Raw genomic sequence first — 17,381 nt, forward strand, 5'->3', positions numbered from 1 at the left:
GATCAGACCGGGACGGGGGCGGGGGCGCCGTCGTCGGGCGTCTGGCACACCGGAGCCCGCGCTGCGCGCGGCCCGGGATCCGACCCGGCCGGGTGACCAGGCCGGCCGGAGCGTCGCCGTACCCGAGCGGATGGGGGTGCCCGCCGGTCCCGTTCCTCGGGAGAGCCGGCTGCGCCGCTGGCTGTTAGTGCACCAGGTGCAGCCGGTCGGCCCGGAGACCGCCGAGGGGCAGGCCCGGTCGCACGCCTGGTGGCGGGTCATGTGCCTGACCGGCGTGGACTACTTCTCCACCCTGTCGTACCTGCCGGGCATCGCGGCCCTGGCCGCCGGGGCGCTGTCCCCGCTGGCGACCCTGTTGATCGTGGCACTGACCCTGTTCGGCATGCTGCCGATGTACCGCCGGGTGGCGCGGGACAGCCCGCACGGCCACGGCTCGGTGGCGATGCTGGAGCGCCTGCTGCCGTTCTGGCGGGGCAAGATCTTCGTGCTGATCCTGCTCGGCTTCGTGGCCACCTCGTGGATCGTCACGATCACCCTCTCCTCGGCCGACGCCACCGTGCACATGTTGCAGAACCCGTACCTGCCGGAGGCGTTCGGCGGCACCACCGTCGCGGTGGTCGTCACGGTGCTGCTGCTGCTGATCCTGGGTGGGGTGTTCCTGCTCGGCTTCCGGGAGGCCGTGGCGGTGGCGGTCCCGCTGGTCGCCGTCTTCCTGGCGCTGAACGCGGTGATCGTGGTGGTGTCGCTGATCGAGATCGCCGGCGACCCGCGGGTGCTGTCGGACTGGACCGGGGCGCTGAGCGCGGGCGGCGGGCCGGGTGAGGTGGCGCTGACCGCCGCGCTGGCGTTCCCGTTGCTGGTGCTGGGGCTTTCCGGCTTCGAGACCGGGGTGAGCATGATGCCGCTGGTCGCCGGGCACGGGCCGGACGCGTCGGCCCGGCTGGCCGCACGGATCCGCAACACCCGGCGGCTGCTCACCGCCGCCGCCTTGATCATGTCGGTCTACCTGCTCTCGACCACCTTCGTCACCACGCTGCTCATCCCGGCCGAGAAGTTCGCCACCGGCGGGCCCGCCAACGGGCGGGCCCTGGCCTACCTCGCCCACCAGCAGGTCGGTGAGGCGTTCGGCACGGTGTACGACGTGAGCAGCGTCCTCATCCTGTGGTTCGCCGGTGCCTCGGCGATGGCCGGGCTGATCAACATCGTGCCGCGCTACCTCCCGTCGTACGGCATGGCGCCGGAGTGGGCGCGAGCGGTGCGCCCGGTGGTCATCGTCTACACGCTGGTCTGCATCGTGTTGACCGTCCTGTTCCGGGCCGACGTCGACGCGCAGGCCGGGGCGTACGCCACCGGGATCCTGGCGATGATGGTCTCCGCCGCGGTGGCGGTGGCGATCGCCGCGGCCGGCCGCCGGCAGCGTGGCGTCGCCGTCGGCTTCACCGTGCTCACCCTGGTCCTGCTGTACGCGCTGGTCGAGAACGTGATCGCCAAGCCGGACGGGATCGCCATCTCCGGCCTGTTCATCCTCGGCATCATCGTGGTGTCCCTGGTGTCCCGGGTCAGCCGCACCACGGAGCTGCGGGCGGAGCGGGTCGAGTTCGACGAGCCGGCCCGGCGGTTCATCGCCGATTCGGTGGCCCATGACGGCCGGCTGCACGTGATCGCGCACAAGCGGCGCAACGGCGCGGTCAAGGAGTACACCATCAAGGAGCGGGCCCAGCGCGGGCTGAACCCGGTGCCGGGCGCGACCGACGTGCTCTTCCTGGAGATCGACGTGGTCGACCCGTCCGGGTTCCGCCACGTGCTGCGGGTACGCGGCGTCGAGGTGGGTGGGTACCGGGTGCTGCGCGCCAGCAGCCCGGCCGCGCCGAACGCGATCGCGGCGATCCTGCTGGCGTTGCGCGACGCCACCGGTGTCCGCCCGCACGCGCACTTCGAGTGGTCGGAGGGGAACCCGATCGCGCACCTGCTGCGGTACCTGATCCTGGGACGCGGTGACACCCCGCCGGTGGTGCGGGAGATCCTGCGCAAGTCCGAGCCCGATCCGGCCCGCCGGCCCGGCATCCATGTCGGCGGCTGAGGCCGACTCGTTCCTGCTTCGAAGCCCGTTACCGGTACGCCACTGTGCGCATACCTGGGGTCAGAATCCGGTCTGATGGTATGTGAAAGCGAATGGAGTACTTATTCACGTATGCCGGATATCGACCTTTCATCACCGTACGGTTCCTTCTGGTGGCTGTCGCGACGTCAGCCGCTCCGCGCCCGTTTTGGTGCGGCCGTGTTTCAGATGCACGAGAGGCAGGAACCTGATGTCCACATACCAAGGGAGCCGGGGGTCGACGCGACCCCGACGGCGGTCCCGCTGGTTCTTGGCCGGTGGTTTGGTGACGGGCACCCTGGTGGCCGGAGCGGTGGGCCTGACCGGCGTCGCCGCCTCGGCCGCCGAGCCTGACCGACCTGCGCCGACCCCGGCCGAGTCCGCAGCGACGTTGCCGAGCGAGGTGCCCGGCACGGCCTGGGCGCCGGAGGATCAGGGGGCGGATCCGCAGCGCCCCGCCGCCGACGAAACCCCCGAGCAGGCCGCGGCCGACTGGCCCAACGAGGGGGCGGCCGAGGGACCCGAGCGCGCGCCCACCCGGCCCGCCGGCACCAACGGGCGCCCGCCGGACGACAAGATCTGGCGGGTGGCCTGTGACTCCACCGGGCTCATCACCGCGCTGGTCCGCGCCAACGCCGAGGGCGGTGCCACGCTGCGGCTGGCCGAGAAGTGCACCTACACCCTGACCCACGCGTTCCAGCAGCCCGACGAGTACGACGGCGGGATCCGGGACGCGCGGGAGGCCAACGACGCCGCGGAGACCCCGGGTGACGCCGAGGCGCCCCCGCGCAACACGGCCGACGACAAGGCGGGTCTGCCCGTCATCTACCACGCGATCACCATCGAGGGCTCCGGCGCCACCATCGTCCGGGGCGGGCAGGCCGAGGAATTCCGGTTCTTCACCGTCCGCGATGGGGGCGAGCTGACCCTGCGTGATATCACCCTGCGCAACGGCAGTTCGAAGGCGGAGGGCGGCAGCATCCACATCGTGCACGGCGCGACGGCGGTCGTCGAGCGGGTCACCGTCGCCAACAGCACCTCGCTGTCCGCGGAGGGCGGCGGTGGCGGCATCTTCAACGACGGCAACCTCCAGATCAGCGACAGTACGCTGGTCGGCAACCGGGCCGCCGGCACCCAGGGCAAGGGCGGGGGCCTGCTCAACGGCGGTGTGATGACCATGCACCGCACCGAGTTCCGGCACAACAGCGCGGTCAGCTACGGCGGTGGCCTGGCCAACTTCCGGGCGGCCGGGGACGTCTACTCCTCGACCTTCGTCCGGAACAACGCGGGGCAGGGCGGCGGGATGGCCAGCTTCTCCGCGCGTACCAAGGTCTTCGACACCGCCGTCATCGGCAACAGCGCGGAGGTCGGTGGCGGCCTCGCCAACTCTGACGCGGTGTTGGTGCTGCGGCAGCTGACGGTCCGCGACAACGTCGCCACGGTCTCCGGCGGCGGCATCTCCACCGTGCAGGGCCTGCTGCCGCTGGACGACAGCGTGATCAGCGGTAACACCACGCGCGGCAAGGGAGGCGGCATCTACGCCGAGAAGTCCAACCTGCTCGTGCGTACCAGCGACGTCGAGGGCAACGAGGCGGTGGGCGAGCAGTCCCTGGGTGGCGGGCTGCACGTCACCGCCGGCTCCACGTCGCTCTACAAGAGCCGGGTTATGGGCAACCAGTCCACCGTGAAGGCGGGGGGCATCCACGGCGAGCGGGCCCAGGTCAAGGTCGACGACGAGACGATGGTCATCGAGAACGGCCCGACCAACTGCGAGGGCAGCAAGGTGACTGTCGCGCACTGCTTCCGCTGAGCCGGCGACCACCTACGGGGTGCGTCCGGTCACCGCGGCCTCCGGTCCTGTCCATCGGAGGCTGCGGGACCGGACGCACCCACCTGCCTACGGCAGGCCGTCCGCGGTGACCCCGAATGCGGTACGTCACTGCGAGGGCTGGGGCAGCTCGCAGTCGACCTTCGGGTTGGCGCCGAGGTAGTTCAGCGGCCCGGCGACGATGGTCACCAGGATGGTGCCGAGTTCGGCACAGTTGGTTTCCTCGTCGCTGTAGTAGCCGCGTTGGCCTGCGGCGACGGCGCCGATGACGAGCCAGATCACGACGAGGACTCCGAGTATCGACGTGCCACGCATGTTTCCTCCACGGTCAGGGGTTACCCGGTGTCGGCCCTGGTACCCAACCTGACCGGGCGGCTAACGAGTGGCTGCGTGACCGGTGCGCCGGGCACCGGTGCGGGGTGGGTGGACATTCCCGCACCGGCGGCCCGGCGGTAGAACTGTCAGGCGTTGTCGGCGGTCTGGGCGGCCAGCACCTTCGCCTGCTGGGGCCAGGTGGCCAGGCTGGCGGTGGCCCGCAGCCCGGCGCCCCGGATGGTGTCCCGCAGCGCCGCCTCGTCCAGCTCCGCCAGCTGCCGGTAGGTCCGGATGCCGGCACCCTGTAGGGCGGCCGCCATCTTCGGGCCGACGCCCTGGATACGCCGGAAGTCGTCGGCGGCATCCTCAGCAGCGGCGGGGACGGCGGCGGCGACCGGGGCTGCCGCTTCGGGGGCGACCGCGACGGGTTCGGCGGACGCCCTGGGCCGGACCGGCGGGGTGGCGACGGCCGGCCGGTCCGCCGCAGTCGGGTCTTCGGCCGGTCCGTCGGGGACGGACGCCGGCTGCGGCTCGGCGCTGCCGGCGGCCGCGGCGACCGGCTCGGCGGCGGGCGGCACCGCGTCGTCACCGGCGGCCGAGGGTTCGGTGGTGGTGGCCGGTTCGGCGACCACGGCCGGCGTCGGCTCGGTGGTCACCGGCTCGGCCGGCGTGGGCTCGGTGCTGGTAGCGGCCGGTTCGGCCACGGTTTCCGGCTGCTCGGTCACGGTGTTGGCGGTCGGCGCCGGGCCGGTCGCCGTGGTCGCGCCGCTCGCCGCCCCGGTCGACGGCGCGGGGGGTTCGTCCCGCCGGCCGCGGAGCAGCAGCCAGCCCGCCGCCAGGCCGGCCAGCAGGACCACGATCAGTATCAGCCAGATGCCAGAGGACTCCGCCACGGCAAACCTCCCTGAAGGTAACGTCCGAATCGTCACGAGAAAAACTCGCCGCAGCTTCGCACACGTGCGGCCGGCGCGACAGGCAGGCTCGGTTACCGCTCGTGTCGGCCCGCCGGGGGCTACCGCAGGTGTCCGGCACGGGACGGACGGTGTGGACCAGCGGACGCGTCACGACCCCGGCACCGGGTCGGGTGCCGGGGTCGTGACGCGACGGATTCAGTCCTGTTCGCCTCGGTAGGTGTAGAAGTCGTCGACGAACTTGCGCCGGAGCCGGGGCACCCGGCTGGTGACCCGGAAGTACCCACGGGCACCGAGCAACGCGAGCCGCCCGAAAACCGGTTGGTACATCCGGTCGTCGCCGTTGGTGCCGCTGCGGTTGAGCGAGTCGGCCACCCGGGCGAAGCCGTACGGCACCATCGCCGCCTCGTAGTCGGCCACCGCCTGCACCAGGGTCTTCTCGCCGACGGTGGCGAGGATCACCTGCCGACGCAGCAGGTTCGCGTCCCGCAACGCGGTGTTGGCGCCCACGCCCCGGCCCGGGGTCATGGTGTGGATGGCGTCGCCGAGCAGCGTGACCGTGCTGCTCTTCCACGGCGGGACCGGCTCCGAGGTGGACACCCGGATCGGCAACGCGCTGCCGGGGTCGGCCAGGCTGAGCAGTTCCCGTAGCCGGGGATGCCAGTTGGCGGTCAGCTCCAGGGCCACCCGGATCAGTTCCGCGCCGCGGCGCCGCATCACGTCCGGCGGGAACCGTCGGGCGGTGCTCCAGACGACCAGGTTGATGTTGTCGCGGGTGGTGTCGTGGCGCAGCCCCGGCCAGTCGGCGAGCAGCGCCGCGTCGTCGGCGGCGACGCCCGGCTTGAGCCGGCCGTCACGGTCCCACTTGAACTCCATCACGTGCAGTACGCCCATCACGCCACCGGTGCCGAAGATCAGCGAGATGCCCCGCTGCACGGTGTCCGGTAACAGTGCCCGGGTGCGGTCGGTGAGCGGGATCCGGGTGGCGATGTTGATGGTGCCGGCGTCCCGGATGACCGCGTGCGGCAGGTACTGGCGGCGAACGGCGGAGTGCGTACCGTCCGCCGCCACCAGCAGGTCGCCGGTGGCGGTGCCGCCGTCGGCGAAGTGGGCGGTGACCGTCCCGTCGTCGTGCTGCTCGTACCGGGTGAAGGTGCGGTCGAACTGCACCACGTCCTCCATGCCGGTCAGCAGCACCTGGCGCAGCGTCATCCGGGCCACCGACCGCTCGGTGTCGACCGGATGGGTGTCCGGCCGCAGCGGGAACGACGCGGTGTGCCGCATCCGCTGGCTGAGCACGTTGAAGTAGCGGGGGGAGCGGGCGCAGGTGGCCAGGTAGATGTCGAACAGTTCCGGCGGCAGGCAGTCACGCAGCGCCCGGCTGCCGGTCGGCCCGATGCCCACCCGGTAGCCGAGCAGCCCGTCGGCCCGGGTGCGGTGCCGCTCGTAGACGGCGACGCTGATCCCGGCCCGGCGCAGCCCGTGCGCCAGGCAGAGCCCGCCGGTGCCCGCGCCGATGACCAGGACGTGCGGTGGTCGGATGGCCACGGCGTCTCCCGTCAGCCGGCGACGCGTGGTGCCGGAACGTCTGCGGCGTCCCACCGGTAGAAACAGCTGGCGATCGCGTCGCGCGGTGAGCGCCAGGTCGGCAGGTACGGCGAGGTGTGGGCGGACAGTCGCTCGTTGACCTGTAGATACAGCGGGTGGTTGCGGGCCGCGGCGAGGGCGTCCGCGCCGACGTCGTCGGTCTCCATCAGATGTACGCACAGGTCGTGCAGGCAGTACAGGGACCGGTGGCGCACCCCGGTCAAGCTGGGCAGCTCGGTCGCGTCGGACTCGGCGAAGATCTGCGACACCCGACCCTCCGCGCCCGGGATGATCCTGCTGACGATAACTAGACGGCTCATCGTTCCCCTCTCACCGGTGGTCCGGTTCGGACAGGTCGCCGGACCACGGACCGCTTTCCCCGACCACCCTGTCCGTGGGCCTGTCACCTGCCCGTCAACGCGTCCGGTCGCGGCGGTGACGCCTGGTCAGCGGCCCCGGAACGACGCCCGCGTGACCGGGTGCCGCGATGGTCCGGCCCCCGGCCGGCTGGCCCGCCGGATCGGTTCGAGCGTCTCGTCCAGCAGCGCGCTCATCGCCGGGGAGGGCTCCAGCCGCAGCTCCCGCAGGAGGAGGTCCCGGTAGACGTAGAAGGCGTGCACCGCCTCGAACGCGTTGCCCTCGGCCAGGTGGATGCGGACCACCAGCCGGTGCGGTGTCTCGCGCAGCGGCTCGGCGGCCATCGCCTCCAGCGCCGCCTCGAGCGCCTCGCCGTGCCGGCCGGCGGCCAGGTGCTGGCCGGCCATCTGCTCCAGCATGTGCAGCCGGAGCTGGCGCAGGCGCTCCCGGTCGGCCAGCACCCAGTCGTCGTACCAACCGGGGAGCAGGTCGTGCCGGCCGGCGGCGAGCGCCTCCGCAGCGTCGGCGGGGGCCTGGCCGTCGCGGATCCGGGCGGCCGTGTCGACCAGCTTGTCGACGTCGACCCGTACGGCGGGGTCGAGGCGGATGGTGTCGGCGGTGGTGGTCAGCGGGCAGTACGGATCCTGGCGCAGCCGCCACAGCGCGGTGCGCAGTGACGACAGGGCCCGCTCCTCCGCGGCCTCCGGCCAGAGCAGCCCGGCGAGATGACTGCGGGTCGCGCCGGGGCGCAGCCCGATCAGCGCGATGACCCGTTGCAGGCCCCGGGGGACCACCACCGGTGTGCCGCCGTGGGCGAGCCGGAAGCCGCCGAGCAGGTGCAGTCGTACCTCGGCGTCCGGGCACGGTCCGGTGGTCGGCGTGGGCGGATCGGCGGCCACGGCGGCACCCCCTGCGCAACGCGTCGTCTGCGGGTCTCGGCCGGGTCCCGGCGTGGCCGCCGTGACGCCACTGTCGACTCGCTGGGCCGTCGCATGCGGGCGTGCGGAGCCGGGTCTGACCGCTGCGAAGATTATCAATAGCAGTTACTCTGGGTCAACGGTGGCGTCGATAAAGTAACCCGCCCGTCATCTGTGAGACCGGCTCTGAACTGGCCAATCTCGACGATCATGAAGTTCTCCTCGTTCAGCGGGCGCACAGCTTGCGTCAACGCAGCGTCACTGAAGGTCGTCCCGGCAGGGGGCGGCGGTGACGCTCGGGTGACGCCGGGCCGCGCATCGTGTCGGCAGCCGTCCGGGCAGACCGGTGGCGTCACCACCGGCCATGGGGGGAGGACCAGCATGGACCGAACGCTGATCGTCGCGAAGGTGGTCCCGACCGCCGAGGCGGCGGTCGCCGAGATCTTCGCCGAGTCCGACACGACCGAGCTGCCGCACCTGGTGGGGGTCCGGCACCGCTCGCTCTACCGGCTGCACGACCTGTACGTGCACCTGTTGGAGACCGACGCGCCGGGCGACGGCGCGGTGGAGGCCGTCCGGCAGCATCCGGAGTTCGAGCGGGTCAGTGCGCGGCTGCGCCCGTACATCACGCCGTACCTGCCGGACTGGCGCTCACCCCGGGACGCCATGGCCCGCTGCTTCTACCACTTCGACGGACGGCCGTCGTGACCGCCACCGCGCCCGCCGGCGAGGCGCTGTGGTCACGCTGCGGTGGCTGCGCCACCCTGCTGTACCGCAAGCGGTTGCGGCGCAACCTCGACGTCTGCCCCGAATGCGGGCGGCACACCCGGCTCGCCGCCCCCGAGCGGGTCCGCCAGCTGGTCGACCCGGCCTCGTTCCAGCCCCTGCCCGACCGCGCGGTCGAGGTGGACCCGATCGGCTTCGTCGACGTGCTGCCGTACCCGCACCGGCTCACCGCCGCCCGCGCCGACACCGGGCTGCCGGAGGCGGTGCTCTGCGGCACCGCCACCATCGGCCGCTACCGCTGCGCGCTGGCGGTGATGGACTTCCGGTTCCTCGGCGGCAGCCTCGGCTGCGCGGTCGGCGAACTGATCACCCGCACCGCCGAACAGGCGCTCGAGGCGGGCGTGCCGCTGATCCTGGTCACCGCCTCCGGCGGCGCTCGGATGCAGGAGGGCGCACTGTCGTTGATGCAGATGGCCACCGTCAGCCAGGCGATCGCCGCCCTGCGGGAGGCCGGACTGCTCACCGTCAGCGTGCTGACCGACCCCACCTACGGGGGCGTGGCCGCCTCCTTCGCCACCTGTACGGACCTGGTGCTCGCCGAGAGCGGTGCCCGGATGGGCTTCGCCGGCCCCCGGGTGATCCGCCAGGTCACCGGCCGCAGCCTGCCGGACGGCTTCCAGACCGCCGAGTTCCTGCTGCGCCACGGCCAGGTGGACATGGTGGTGCCGCGCCACGCGCTACGCGCCCGGCTGGTGGCGGTGCTCGCCGCCGCGAACGGCGGTCGCCGGCCGGCGGTGCGTGCCGGCGTACCGGGGCACCCGCCGGCACCACCGGTCGCCCGGCCGCCGGATCCGCCGCCCACCGGCGCGGCGGCGCGGGACGCCTGGGAGACCGTACGGCTGGCCCGGCATCTGCGCCGACCGACCACGTTGGACTACCTGGAGACCGCCTTCGACGGCTTCACCGAGCTGCACGGCGACCGGCTCGGCCGCGACTGCCCGGCAATCGTCGGCGGGCTGGCCCGGCTCGACGGCCGGCACCTGATGGTGATCGGCCATCAGAAGGGGCACACCAACGCCGAGGTGGTGGCCCGCAACTTCGGCATGGCCACGCCGGCCGGGCACCGCAAGGCGCTGCGGCTGATGCGGCTCGCCGCCCGTCTCGGCCTGCCCGTGGTGACCCTGGTGGACACCCCCGGGGCCGACCCCGGCATCGACGCGGAGGAGCACGGCCAGGCCGCGGCCATCGCGGAGAACATCCTGGCGCTGAGCGTGCTGCCCACCCCGGTCGTCGCGGTGGTCACCGGCGAGGGCGGCAGCGGCGGTGCGCTGGCCCTGGCGGTCGCCGACCGGGTGCTGATGCTCCAGCACGCGGTGTACTCGGTGATCAGCCCGGAGGGCTGCGCCGCCATCCTCTGGCCGGGACGCACCGCCGCCCCCCAGGCGGCCCGGGCGCTGCGGCTGACCGCCCCGGACCTGTGCCGGCTCGGCATCGTCGACGAGGTGGTACCCGAGCCGGCCGGTTCGGCGGCCGACGACCCGGAGGCCACCGCCCGCGCGGTCCGCGAAGCGGTGCTGGCGAGCCTGCTGCCGCTGCTCGACGTGCCGATCGCCACCCTGGTCCAGCACCGTCGGCGCCGGTTCCGGCGCTTCGGGGCGGCCCGCGTCGGCGTCCGGGCGGGTGTCCGGTGAGCGGCGTCGGCGGTGCCGTGCCGGCGGTCGCCGGCACCCCGGCGGTCCGGCCACCGATCCCCGGCGAACCGGCGACCGCGCCGCTCGACCGGCCCCGTCCTTCGCCTGGCGCGCCGGCACCGCAGCCCACCGAGATCACGCCGGCCCCGCGCGCCGGTTCCGAGGCGGCGGAACCACGCCCGCCGGCCCACGCGCAGCCACCTCCGACCGCCCAGGCGGAGGCGCGTTCCACGGCCCAGGCGGAGGCGCATCCGCCGGCCCGGGTGGGTCCGCGCAAGCCCGAGCACGCGACTGACGCGCGTCCGGCAGACGGTGCGCTGGCGCCCGGACGGTCCGACGCAGCCGACACCGACGCGGCCGATACCGACGCGGCGCTCACCGGGCTGCGCCGGCACGCCCGTGAGCTGGTCGCCGAACTCGCCGGCCCGGTGCGCCGCCTGCGACTGCAGGCCGGGGACACCGAACTGGAGGTGGAGTGGCACCACCCGGCCGAGCCCGGACCGGGCGGCCCGGTGGCCGCCGGACCCGCCGCCGTGGCCGGACCCGGGCACGAACCGGCCAGCGCTGCCGGCGTTCCCGTCGCGCCACCGCTGCCGGTGGCCCCGGCCAGCCGGACGACCGTGCGCTCGCCCATGGTGGGCACCTTCTACCAGGCCGCGGAGCCGGGCGCGGCGCCCTTCGTGGCCGTCGGTGACGTGGTCCGGCCCGGGCAGGTCGTCGGGATCGTCGAGGCGATGAAGCTGATGAACGAGATCACGGCCGACCTGGCCGGCCGGGTGGCCGAGGTGCTGGCGGTCGACGGCCAGCCCGTTGAGTACGACCAGCCGCTGGTCGCGCTGGATCCGACCTGAGGTGGTGGGTGATGTTCGAGAAGGTGTTGATCGCCAACCGCGGCGAGATCGCGCTGCGGGTCCTGCGGGCCTGCCGCGAGCTGGGCATCCGTACCGCCGTGGTCTACTCCACGGCGGACGCCGACTCGGCGGCGGTGCGGCTGGCCGACGAGGCCGTCCGGATCGGACCCTCGGCCAGCCGGCGCAGCTACCTCAACGCCGCCGCGGTCGTCGAGGCGGCCCGCAAGGTCGGCGCCCAGGCGGTGCATCCCGGCTACGGCTTCCTCTCCGAGGACGCCGACTTCGCCGAGATCTGCGCGGACAACGGGTTGACCTTCGTCGGCCCTCCCCCGCACGTGATGGCCGCCCTGGCGGACAAGTCCTCGGCGCGGGCGCTGATGCGCCGGGCCGGGCTGCCGCTGCCGCCGGGTGCCGTGCAGGCGGTGCCGACCGCCGCCGAGGCCGCGGCGGTCGCCGCCGAGGTGGGCTATCCGGTGATCGTCAAGGCGGCGGCCGGCGGCGGCGGGCGGGGGATGACCGTGGTCCGGTCCCCGGCGGAACTGCCCCGGGCGTACGCGCGTACCCGCGCCGCCGCCCAGGTCGCCTTCGGCGACGACCGGGTGTACGTCGAGCGGTACCTGACCGATGCCCGGCACGTCGAGGTGCAACTGCTCTGCGACTCGCACGGCAACGGCGTGCACCTGGGCACCCGGGACTGCTCGGTGCAGCGCCGGCACCAGAAGCTGGTCGAGGAGGCGCCCGCCCCCGCGCTGGCCCCGGCGACCCTGGACGCCATCGAGCAGGCCGCCCTGCACGGCGCGCTCGACGTGGGTTTCACCGGCGCCGGGACGGTGGAGTTCCTGGTGGACGCCGAGGAGCGGTTCCACTTCCTGGAGATCAACTGTCGGATCCAGGTCGAGCACCCGGTGACCGAGATGGTCACCGGAATCGACCTGGTGCACGAACAGTTGCACGTCGCCGCCGGGGTGCCGCTGCGCTGGCGGCAGCAGGACATCCGGCTCACCGGGGTGGCCGTCGAGTGCCGGGTCAACGTGGAGGACCCGGACCGCGGCTTCGCCCCCACCCCCGGCCGGCTGGACCACTTCGTCCCGCCCGGCGGCCCGTTCACCCGGGTCGACACCCACGGCCACGCCGGCTACCTGGTGGGCCCGCACTACGACTCGCTGCTGGCCAAGGTCGCGGTCTGGGCCCCGGACCGGGAGCTGGCCCTGAACCGGCTGGAACGCGCCCTCGGCGAGTTCGAGATCTCCGGAGCAGGGGTGCGGACCACCATCCCGTTCGTCCGGCGGGTGCTCGACGACGCCGACTTCCGCAAGGGGCGCTACTCCACCGGCCTGGTCGACCGGCTGCTCGCCGCACCTACCCCCGTACATTCGAGGAGGAACCGATGACCGTCACCGACGGCAGCTCGCTGACCGCGGAGATCACCGACATCCTGGTGACCAACTGCGGGCTGGACCCGGACGCCGCCGCCCGCGCGCCGGCCGCCTCCCTGGAAGAACTGGGGATGGACTCGCTCGCCCTGCTCGAACTCTCCGCCGTCGTCGCCGACCGGTGGCGGGTGCGCATCCCGGAGCAGGCCGCCCAGCTGAGCATCCCCGCCGTGGCCGACCTCGTCGCCCGGCGCGCCGACCCGCCCGGGCACACCGAGAACAGCGTGTTTATCGCCGCGCCGCTGGACCTGGTCTGGTCCGTCACCAACGACGTGGCCGGCTGGCCCGAGCTGTTCACCGAGTACGCGCGGGCCGAGATCCTCGACCGGGACGGCGACACCGTCCGGTTCCGGCTCACCATGCACCCCGACGAGAACGGGGTGGCCTGGAGCTGGATCAGCGAACGCACCGCCGACCGGGCCACCCGGCAGGTCCAGGCCCGCCGGGTGGAGACCGGGCCGTTCGAGTACATGCGCATCCACTGGACCTACACCGAGGAGCCCGAGGGCGTCCGGATGACCTGGGTGCAGGACTTCGCCATGAAGCCGACCGCACCGCTCGACAACGCCGGGATGACCGAGCGGATCAACACCAACAGCGTGGTGCAGCTGGGCGTCATCAAGGACCGCATCGAGCGGCTGGCCGGCGCGGGTACCGCCGCCGTACCGGCCACGGTCGGCCCGGCCGCAACGGGAGGCGACGATGAGTGACCTGGCCCTGGTGGCCGCCCGGGACGTGCCCGCCGACCGGCGCCGCGGCGGTGAACTGCGGGTCCTGCTCGGCCCGCGTACCGTCGGCAGCACCTCCGGTTTCATGGGCGTCGCCACCATGGCGCCGGGAGAGCGGATCGCCGAGCACTACCACCCGTACAGCGAGGAGTTCCTCTACGTCGCCCGTGGCGCGATCACCGTCGACCTCGACGACGAGCCGGTGCCGCTGGCGGCCGGCGAGGCGCTGTTCGTGGCCCGCAACGTCCGGCACCGGCTGCGCAACACCGGCCACCTGCCCGCCGAGGTGGTCTTCCACCTCGGACCGCTGGCCCCCCGGCCGGAACTCGGCCACGTCGACACCGAGCTGGTCGAACAGCGGGACGGGTCGTGACCGGCCGCCGCACCGTGGTCACCGGCATCGGGGTGGTCGCCCCCGGCGGCGTCACCCGGGACCGGTTCTGGAAGGGCATCACCGAGGGGCGTACCGCGACCCGGCGGATCAGCTTCTTCGACCCGTCACCGTTCCGGTCCCAGATCGCCGCCGAGTGCGACTTCGACCCGGACGCCGCCGGGCTGACCCCCGCCGAGCGGCAACGCGCCGACCGGTACGTGCAGTTCGCGTTGGCCTGCGCCGCCGAGGCGGTCGCGGACAGCGGGCTCGACCTCACCGACGCCGAGCGGGACCGGGCCGGGGTGGTGCTCGGCACCGCGGTCGGCGGCACCATGGCGCTGGAACAGGAGTACGTGACGGTCAGCGACAGCGGCCGGCGCTGGCTGGTCGAGGCGGCGCTCGGCGGCCCGTACCTCTATCAGGCGCTGATGCCCAGCAGCCTGGCCGCCGACGTGGCCTGCCGGCACGGCCTGCACGGCCCGGCGCAGGTCGTCTCCACCGGCTGCACCTCGGGCATCGACGCCATCGGGTACGCCCACCAGCTCATCGCCGACGGCGAGGCGGACATCGTGCTCGCCGGGGCCGCCGACTCGCCGATCTCCCCGGTCACCGTCGCCTCCTTCGACGCCATCAAGGCCACCAGTCCGGACAACGACGACCCGGCGCACGCCTCCCGGCCGTTCGACGCCGACCGGCACGGGTTCGTGCTGGCCGAGGGGGCGGCGGTGCTGGTGCTGGAGGAGGCCGGTCACGCCCGGCGGCGCGGCGCGCACGTCTACTGCGAGGTCGCCGGGTACGCCAGCCGCAGCAACGGCTACCACATGACCGGGTTGCGTCCCGACGGCCTGGAGATGGGCCTGGCCATCACCGACGCGCTCGGTCAGGCCCGGCTCGCGCCCGAGGACGTCTCGTACGTCAGCGCGCACGGGTCCGGCACCCGGCAGAACGACCGGCACGAGACGGCCGCGGTCAAGCGGGCGTTCGGGCCGGCCGCGTACCGGGTGCCGATCAGCTCGATCAAGTCGATGGTCGGGCACTCGCTCGGCGCCATCGGTTCCATCGAGATGGCCGCCTGCGCCCTCGCCATCGAGTACGGGGTGGTGCCACCGACCGCCAACTGGACCACCCGGGATCCGGAGTGCGATCTGGACTACGTGCCCAACGAGGCCCGGGAGGTGCCGGTGGACGTGGCGCTGTCGGTCGGCAGCGGCTTCGGCGGCTTCCAGTCGGCGATGTTGTTCCGTCGGCTGTGCCGGGAGGTGGGCAGGTGAGCGAGCGGCAGCGAGCGAACCAGCAACGCGGTGCCGTGGTGCGGCACGGCGGCCCGCAGCGAGGCGGAGGGTCGGCGTGAGGGCCAGACGGGCGGTGGTGACCGGGATCGGGGTGGTCGCGCCCAGCGGGGTCGGGGCGGACGCGCACTGGCGTACGGTGCTGGCCGGCCGGCGCCGCACCGGCCCGATCACCCTGTTCGACGCCACCGGCTACCCGACCCGGCTGGGCGGCGAGGTGGCGGACTTCGACGCGGCCCGCTACACCGACAATCGCGCCCTGGTGCAGACCGACCGCTGGACCCACCTCGGGTTCGCCGCCACCGGGCTGGCGTTGGCCGACGCCGGCCTGCCTGAGCAGGCCCCCGACCCGTACGACTGGGCGGTGACGCTGGCCAGTTCCTCCGGCGGCAACCTGTTCGGCCAGCGGGAGCTGCAACGGCTGTGGTCGTCGCCGACCCGCACCGTCGGGGCGTACCAGTCGATCGCCTGGTTCTACGCCGCGAGCACCGGGCAGCTGTCCATCCGGCACCAGGCGAAGGGCCCGTGCGGCGTGCTGGTGGCCGAGTCGGCCGGCGGACTGGACAGCCTCGCCCACGCCGTACGCACCGTGCGGCGCGGTGCCTCCGTGGTGCTCGCCGGGGCGACCGAGTGCCCGCTGAGCCCGTACGCGCTGGCCTGCCAGCTGCGCTCCGGCCTGCTCAGCAACGTGGCCGATCCGGAGCGGGCCTACCGGCCGTTCGACGCCGCGGCCAGCGGCTACCTGCCGGCCGAGGGCGGCGCGGTCTTCGTGGTCGAGGAGCACGGGCACGCCACCGCCCGGGGTGCCCGGATCTACGGTGAGGTGACCGGCTGGGGTGCCACCCACGACGCCGTGCACACCACGGCGGACTCGGCCGGTGACCCGCACCAGTACGCCCGCGCGATGCGGCTGGCGCTGGGCCGGGCCGGGGTCGAGCCGGCGGAGGTGGACCTGGTGGTTCCCGACGCCCTCGGGGTGCCCCGCTACGACCGCGCCGAGGCCACCGCGCTGCGGGCGGTCTTCGCCGGCACGGCACCGCCGGTGAGCACCCACAAGGCGTTGACCGGGCGGGCCCACCAGGGCGGCTCGGCGCTGGACGTGGCCACCGCGCTGCTCGCCTTCGCGCACGACACGCTGCCCGCGTCGGCCGGCCCGCAGCGGGTCGCCGAGGGGTGCGACCTGGATTTCCTACGCGAGCGCCGGCGCCCGCGTACCAGGGTGGCGCTGGTCTGCGCCCGGGGCTTCGACGGATTCAACAGCGCGCTGGTGCTGCGGGGAGCGGCACCGGACGAAGGAGAGCATCGATGACAGCAGTGCAGCGCGAGGAGCGAGCTTGCGGGCCCGATGGTCCAGACCAGGGGCGGCACCGCGCCCGGGTGGTCTTCCTGGTCCGGGTGCCCACCGAACGCACCGAGGATTTCCTGCGGGCGTACGAGGCGGTCCGGCACCTGGTCGCCGGCGGCGTGCCGGGCCACCTGGTCGACCAGGTGTGCCGCTCGTCGACCGACCCGGAGCAGTGGCTGATCACCAGCGAGTGGGCCAGCCTGGCCGACTTCGAGACGTGGGAACGCAGCCCGGAGCACCGGGATCTGGTCCGGCCGATGCGGGAGTGTTTCACCGACGCCCGGTCGCTGCGCTTCCACATCCACGCCCAGACCCCGGTCCCGGCCTGATCGCGGCGACCCCGCCCAGCCGATCACGCATCGCTGATCGTGTGCTGACACACGGTTCCGATCCTGCCCGCCGGGCGGCCGGTCGACAATCCCGCCAGCCGCCCTTTCTCGGTTATCCATTTGCACGTAGCAATAGTCGCGAGCGCTGCCGTAGGGTTCCGGCATTACTCCGAGGCACGCGACCCGCGAGTTTGGTTCGCGCCCGCATCGACGTTGGGTGGTGGACGGTGGCTGTCCGATGACCGGCCCGCTGTATTCGCTGACCGAGCCCGCCTGGCGGCCACCCGCCGACCGTCGGCCACCCGCCGCCGTCGCGGAAGCCGTGCCCGGCTCAGGCCGAACGCGCGGCGGCGGGGGAGAGCGCCACCTCGGCCAGGTAGACGCAGCTGCGCCCCTCGTGCGAGGAGTAGTAGCTGACCAGGAGCCGGTCGTCGTGCCAGACCAGGCCGGGGTAGCTGCAGTCGCCGCCCGACGGTAGCGCCACCAGTTCGTGCAGCCGGCCGCGCGCCACGTCGACCGCGCAGATCGCCGTCCGCACCTCGCCGTCGTGCAGGCGTACCCCGGCGACGAGTGAGCCGTCGGGCAGCCGGCGCAGCGCCGGCC

16 protein-coding genes and 1 pseudogene are annotated in these 17,381 nt (G+C 73.5%); 11 read left to right on the forward strand and 6 right to left on the reverse strand.

What is annotated here, in order from left to right:
• Nucleotide 1: 1 nt before the first annotated feature.
• Nucleotides 2-2,080, forward strand: coding sequence for an APC family permease (locus C1I95_RS21995; RefSeq protein ID WP_111216171.1), 2,079 nt, complete (start codon nt 2-4; stop codon nt 2,078-2,080).
• Nucleotides 2,081-2,309: 229 nt separating this feature from the next.
• Nucleotides 2,310-3,908, forward strand: coding sequence for a hypothetical protein (locus C1I95_RS22000; protein ID WP_111216174.1), 1,599 nt, complete (start codon nt 2,310-2,312; stop codon nt 3,906-3,908).
• 126 nt (nt 3,909-4,034) lie between these two features.
• Here C1I95_RS22000 and C1I95_RS22005 read toward each other — a convergent pair whose 3' ends face one another.
• The 5 genes from C1I95_RS22005 to C1I95_RS22025 all read right to left on the reverse strand — a co-directional run bounded on the left by C1I95_RS22005 (nt 4,035) and on the right by C1I95_RS22025 (nt 7,995).
• Nucleotides 4,035-4,241, reverse strand: coding sequence for a hypothetical protein (locus tag C1I95_RS22005; protein WP_111216177.1), 207 nt, complete (start codon nt 4,239-4,241; stop codon nt 4,035-4,037).
• A gap of 146 nt (nt 4,242-4,387) precedes the next feature.
• Complete coding sequence (locus C1I95_RS22010) at nt 4,388-5,134, reverse strand: helix-hairpin-helix domain-containing protein (RefSeq protein WP_111216180.1); 747 nt, start codon at nt 5,132-5,134, stop codon at nt 4,388-4,390.
• Between the two features lie 216 nt (nt 5,135-5,350).
• On the reverse strand, nt 5,351-6,700 hold the full coding sequence (locus C1I95_RS22015; RefSeq protein ID WP_111216182.1) for an FAD-dependent oxidoreductase: 1,350 nt from the start codon (nt 6,698-6,700) through the stop codon (nt 5,351-5,353).
• Nucleotides 6,701-6,711: 11 nt separating this feature from the next.
• Nucleotides 6,712-7,059, reverse strand: a complete 348-nt coding sequence (locus C1I95_RS22020; RefSeq protein ID WP_111216184.1) for a TcmI family type II polyketide cyclase — start codon at nt 7,057-7,059, stop codon at nt 6,712-6,714.
• A gap of 126 nt (nt 7,060-7,185) precedes the next feature.
• Complete coding sequence (locus tag C1I95_RS22025) at nt 7,186-7,995, reverse strand: AfsR/SARP family transcriptional regulator (RefSeq protein WP_111216186.1); 810 nt, start codon at nt 7,993-7,995, stop codon at nt 7,186-7,188.
• A 399-nt stretch (nt 7,996-8,394) separates the two neighbouring features.
• Between C1I95_RS22025 and C1I95_RS22030 the strand changes: the two genes are divergently transcribed.
• The 9 genes from C1I95_RS22030 to C1I95_RS22070 all read left to right on the forward strand — a co-directional run bounded on the left by C1I95_RS22030 (nt 8,395) and on the right by C1I95_RS22070 (nt 16,778).
• A complete protein-coding gene (locus C1I95_RS22030) occupies nt 8,395-8,721 on the forward strand; it encodes a TcmI family type II polyketide cyclase (RefSeq protein WP_111216189.1) in 327 nt (108 codons plus the stop codon).
• The gene (locus tag C1I95_RS22035) at nt 8,718-10,430 is read left to right on the forward strand and encodes an acetyl-CoA carboxylase carboxyltransferase subunit alpha (RefSeq protein WP_111216192.1); all 1,713 of its coding nucleotides are present in this window, start codon (nt 8,718-8,720) and stop codon (nt 10,428-10,430) included. The genes C1I95_RS22030 and C1I95_RS22035 overlap by 4 nt, the downstream gene beginning before the upstream one ends.
• Nucleotides 10,431-10,747: 317 nt before the next feature.
• Complete coding sequence (gene accB / locus C1I95_RS22040) at nt 10,748-11,281, forward strand: acetyl-CoA carboxylase biotin carboxyl carrier protein (RefSeq protein WP_438941329.1); 534 nt, start codon at nt 10,748-10,750, stop codon at nt 11,279-11,281.
• Between the two features lie 11 nt (nt 11,282-11,292).
• Nucleotides 11,293-12,672 carry an acetyl-CoA carboxylase biotin carboxylase subunit gene (locus C1I95_RS22045; protein ID WP_111216195.1) on the forward strand — a complete coding sequence of 460 codons (1,380 nt, stop codon included), beginning with the start codon at nt 11,293-11,295 and terminating at the stop codon, nt 12,670-12,672.
• Nucleotides 12,669-13,424, forward strand: a complete 756-nt coding sequence (locus tag C1I95_RS22050) for an SRPBCC family protein (RefSeq protein ID WP_111216197.1) — start codon at nt 12,669-12,671, stop codon at nt 13,422-13,424. The genes C1I95_RS22045 and C1I95_RS22050 overlap by 4 nt, the downstream gene beginning before the upstream one ends.
• The gene (locus C1I95_RS22055) at nt 13,417-13,815 is read left to right on the forward strand and encodes a cupin domain-containing protein (RefSeq protein WP_111216200.1); all 399 of its coding nucleotides are present in this window, start codon (nt 13,417-13,419) and stop codon (nt 13,813-13,815) included. The genes C1I95_RS22050 and C1I95_RS22055 overlap by 8 nt, the downstream gene beginning before the upstream one ends.
• Nucleotides 13,812-15,086 carry a beta-ketoacyl-[acyl-carrier-protein] synthase family protein gene (locus C1I95_RS22060; protein WP_111216202.1) on the forward strand — a complete coding sequence of 425 codons (1,275 nt, stop codon included), beginning with the start codon at nt 13,812-13,814 and terminating at the stop codon, nt 15,084-15,086. Before C1I95_RS22055 ends, C1I95_RS22060 begins: the two co-directional genes overlap by 4 nt.
• Before the next feature lie 76 nt (nt 15,087-15,162).
• A complete protein-coding gene (locus C1I95_RS22065) occupies nt 15,163-16,413 on the forward strand; it encodes a beta-ketoacyl synthase N-terminal-like domain-containing protein (protein WP_111216204.1) in 1,251 nt (416 codons plus the stop codon).
• Complete coding sequence (locus C1I95_RS22070; protein WP_233513799.1) at nt 16,410-16,778, forward strand: antibiotic biosynthesis monooxygenase family protein; 369 nt, start codon at nt 16,410-16,412, stop codon at nt 16,776-16,778. Before C1I95_RS22065 ends, C1I95_RS22070 begins: the two co-directional genes overlap by 4 nt.
• 331 nt (nt 16,779-17,109) lie before the next feature.
• On the opposite strand, the pseudogene C1I95_RS22075 reads toward C1I95_RS22070, so the two are convergent.
• Nucleotides 17,110-17,381 (reverse strand): annotated as a pseudogene (locus C1I95_RS22075) (exo-alpha-sialidase); the annotation flags it as partial.

Source organism: Micromonospora craterilacus, from assembly GCF_003236315.1.
GTDB lineage: Bacteria > Actinomycetota > Actinomycetes > Mycobacteriales > Micromonosporaceae > Micromonospora > Micromonospora craterilacus.

Coding starts and splice junctions, on each gene's coding strand:
- C1I95_RS22070 (WP_233513799.1), top strand. CDS start 16,410: ATGACAGCAGTGCAGCGCGAGGAGCGAGCTTGCGGGCCCGATGGTCCA.
- C1I95_RS22020 (WP_111216184.1), bottom strand. CDS start 7,059: ATGAGCCGTCTAGTTATCGTCAGCAGGATCATCCCGGGCGCGGAGGGT.
- C1I95_RS22030 (WP_111216189.1), top strand. CDS start 8,395: ATGGACCGAACGCTGATCGTCGCGAAGGTGGTCCCGACCGCCGAGGCG.
- C1I95_RS22000 (WP_111216174.1), top strand. CDS start 2,310: ATGTCCACATACCAAGGGAGCCGGGGGTCGACGCGACCCCGACGGCGG.
- C1I95_RS22005 (WP_111216177.1), bottom strand. CDS start 4,241: ATGCGTGGCACGTCGATACTCGGAGTCCTCGTCGTGATCTGGCTCGTC.
- C1I95_RS22055 (WP_111216200.1), top strand. CDS start 13,417: ATGAGTGACCTGGCCCTGGTGGCCGCCCGGGACGTGCCCGCCGACCGG.
- C1I95_RS22045 (WP_111216195.1), top strand. CDS start 11,293: ATGTTCGAGAAGGTGTTGATCGCCAACCGCGGCGAGATCGCGCTGCGG.
- C1I95_RS22050 (WP_111216197.1), top strand. CDS start 12,669: ATGACCGTCACCGACGGCAGCTCGCTGACCGCGGAGATCACCGACATC.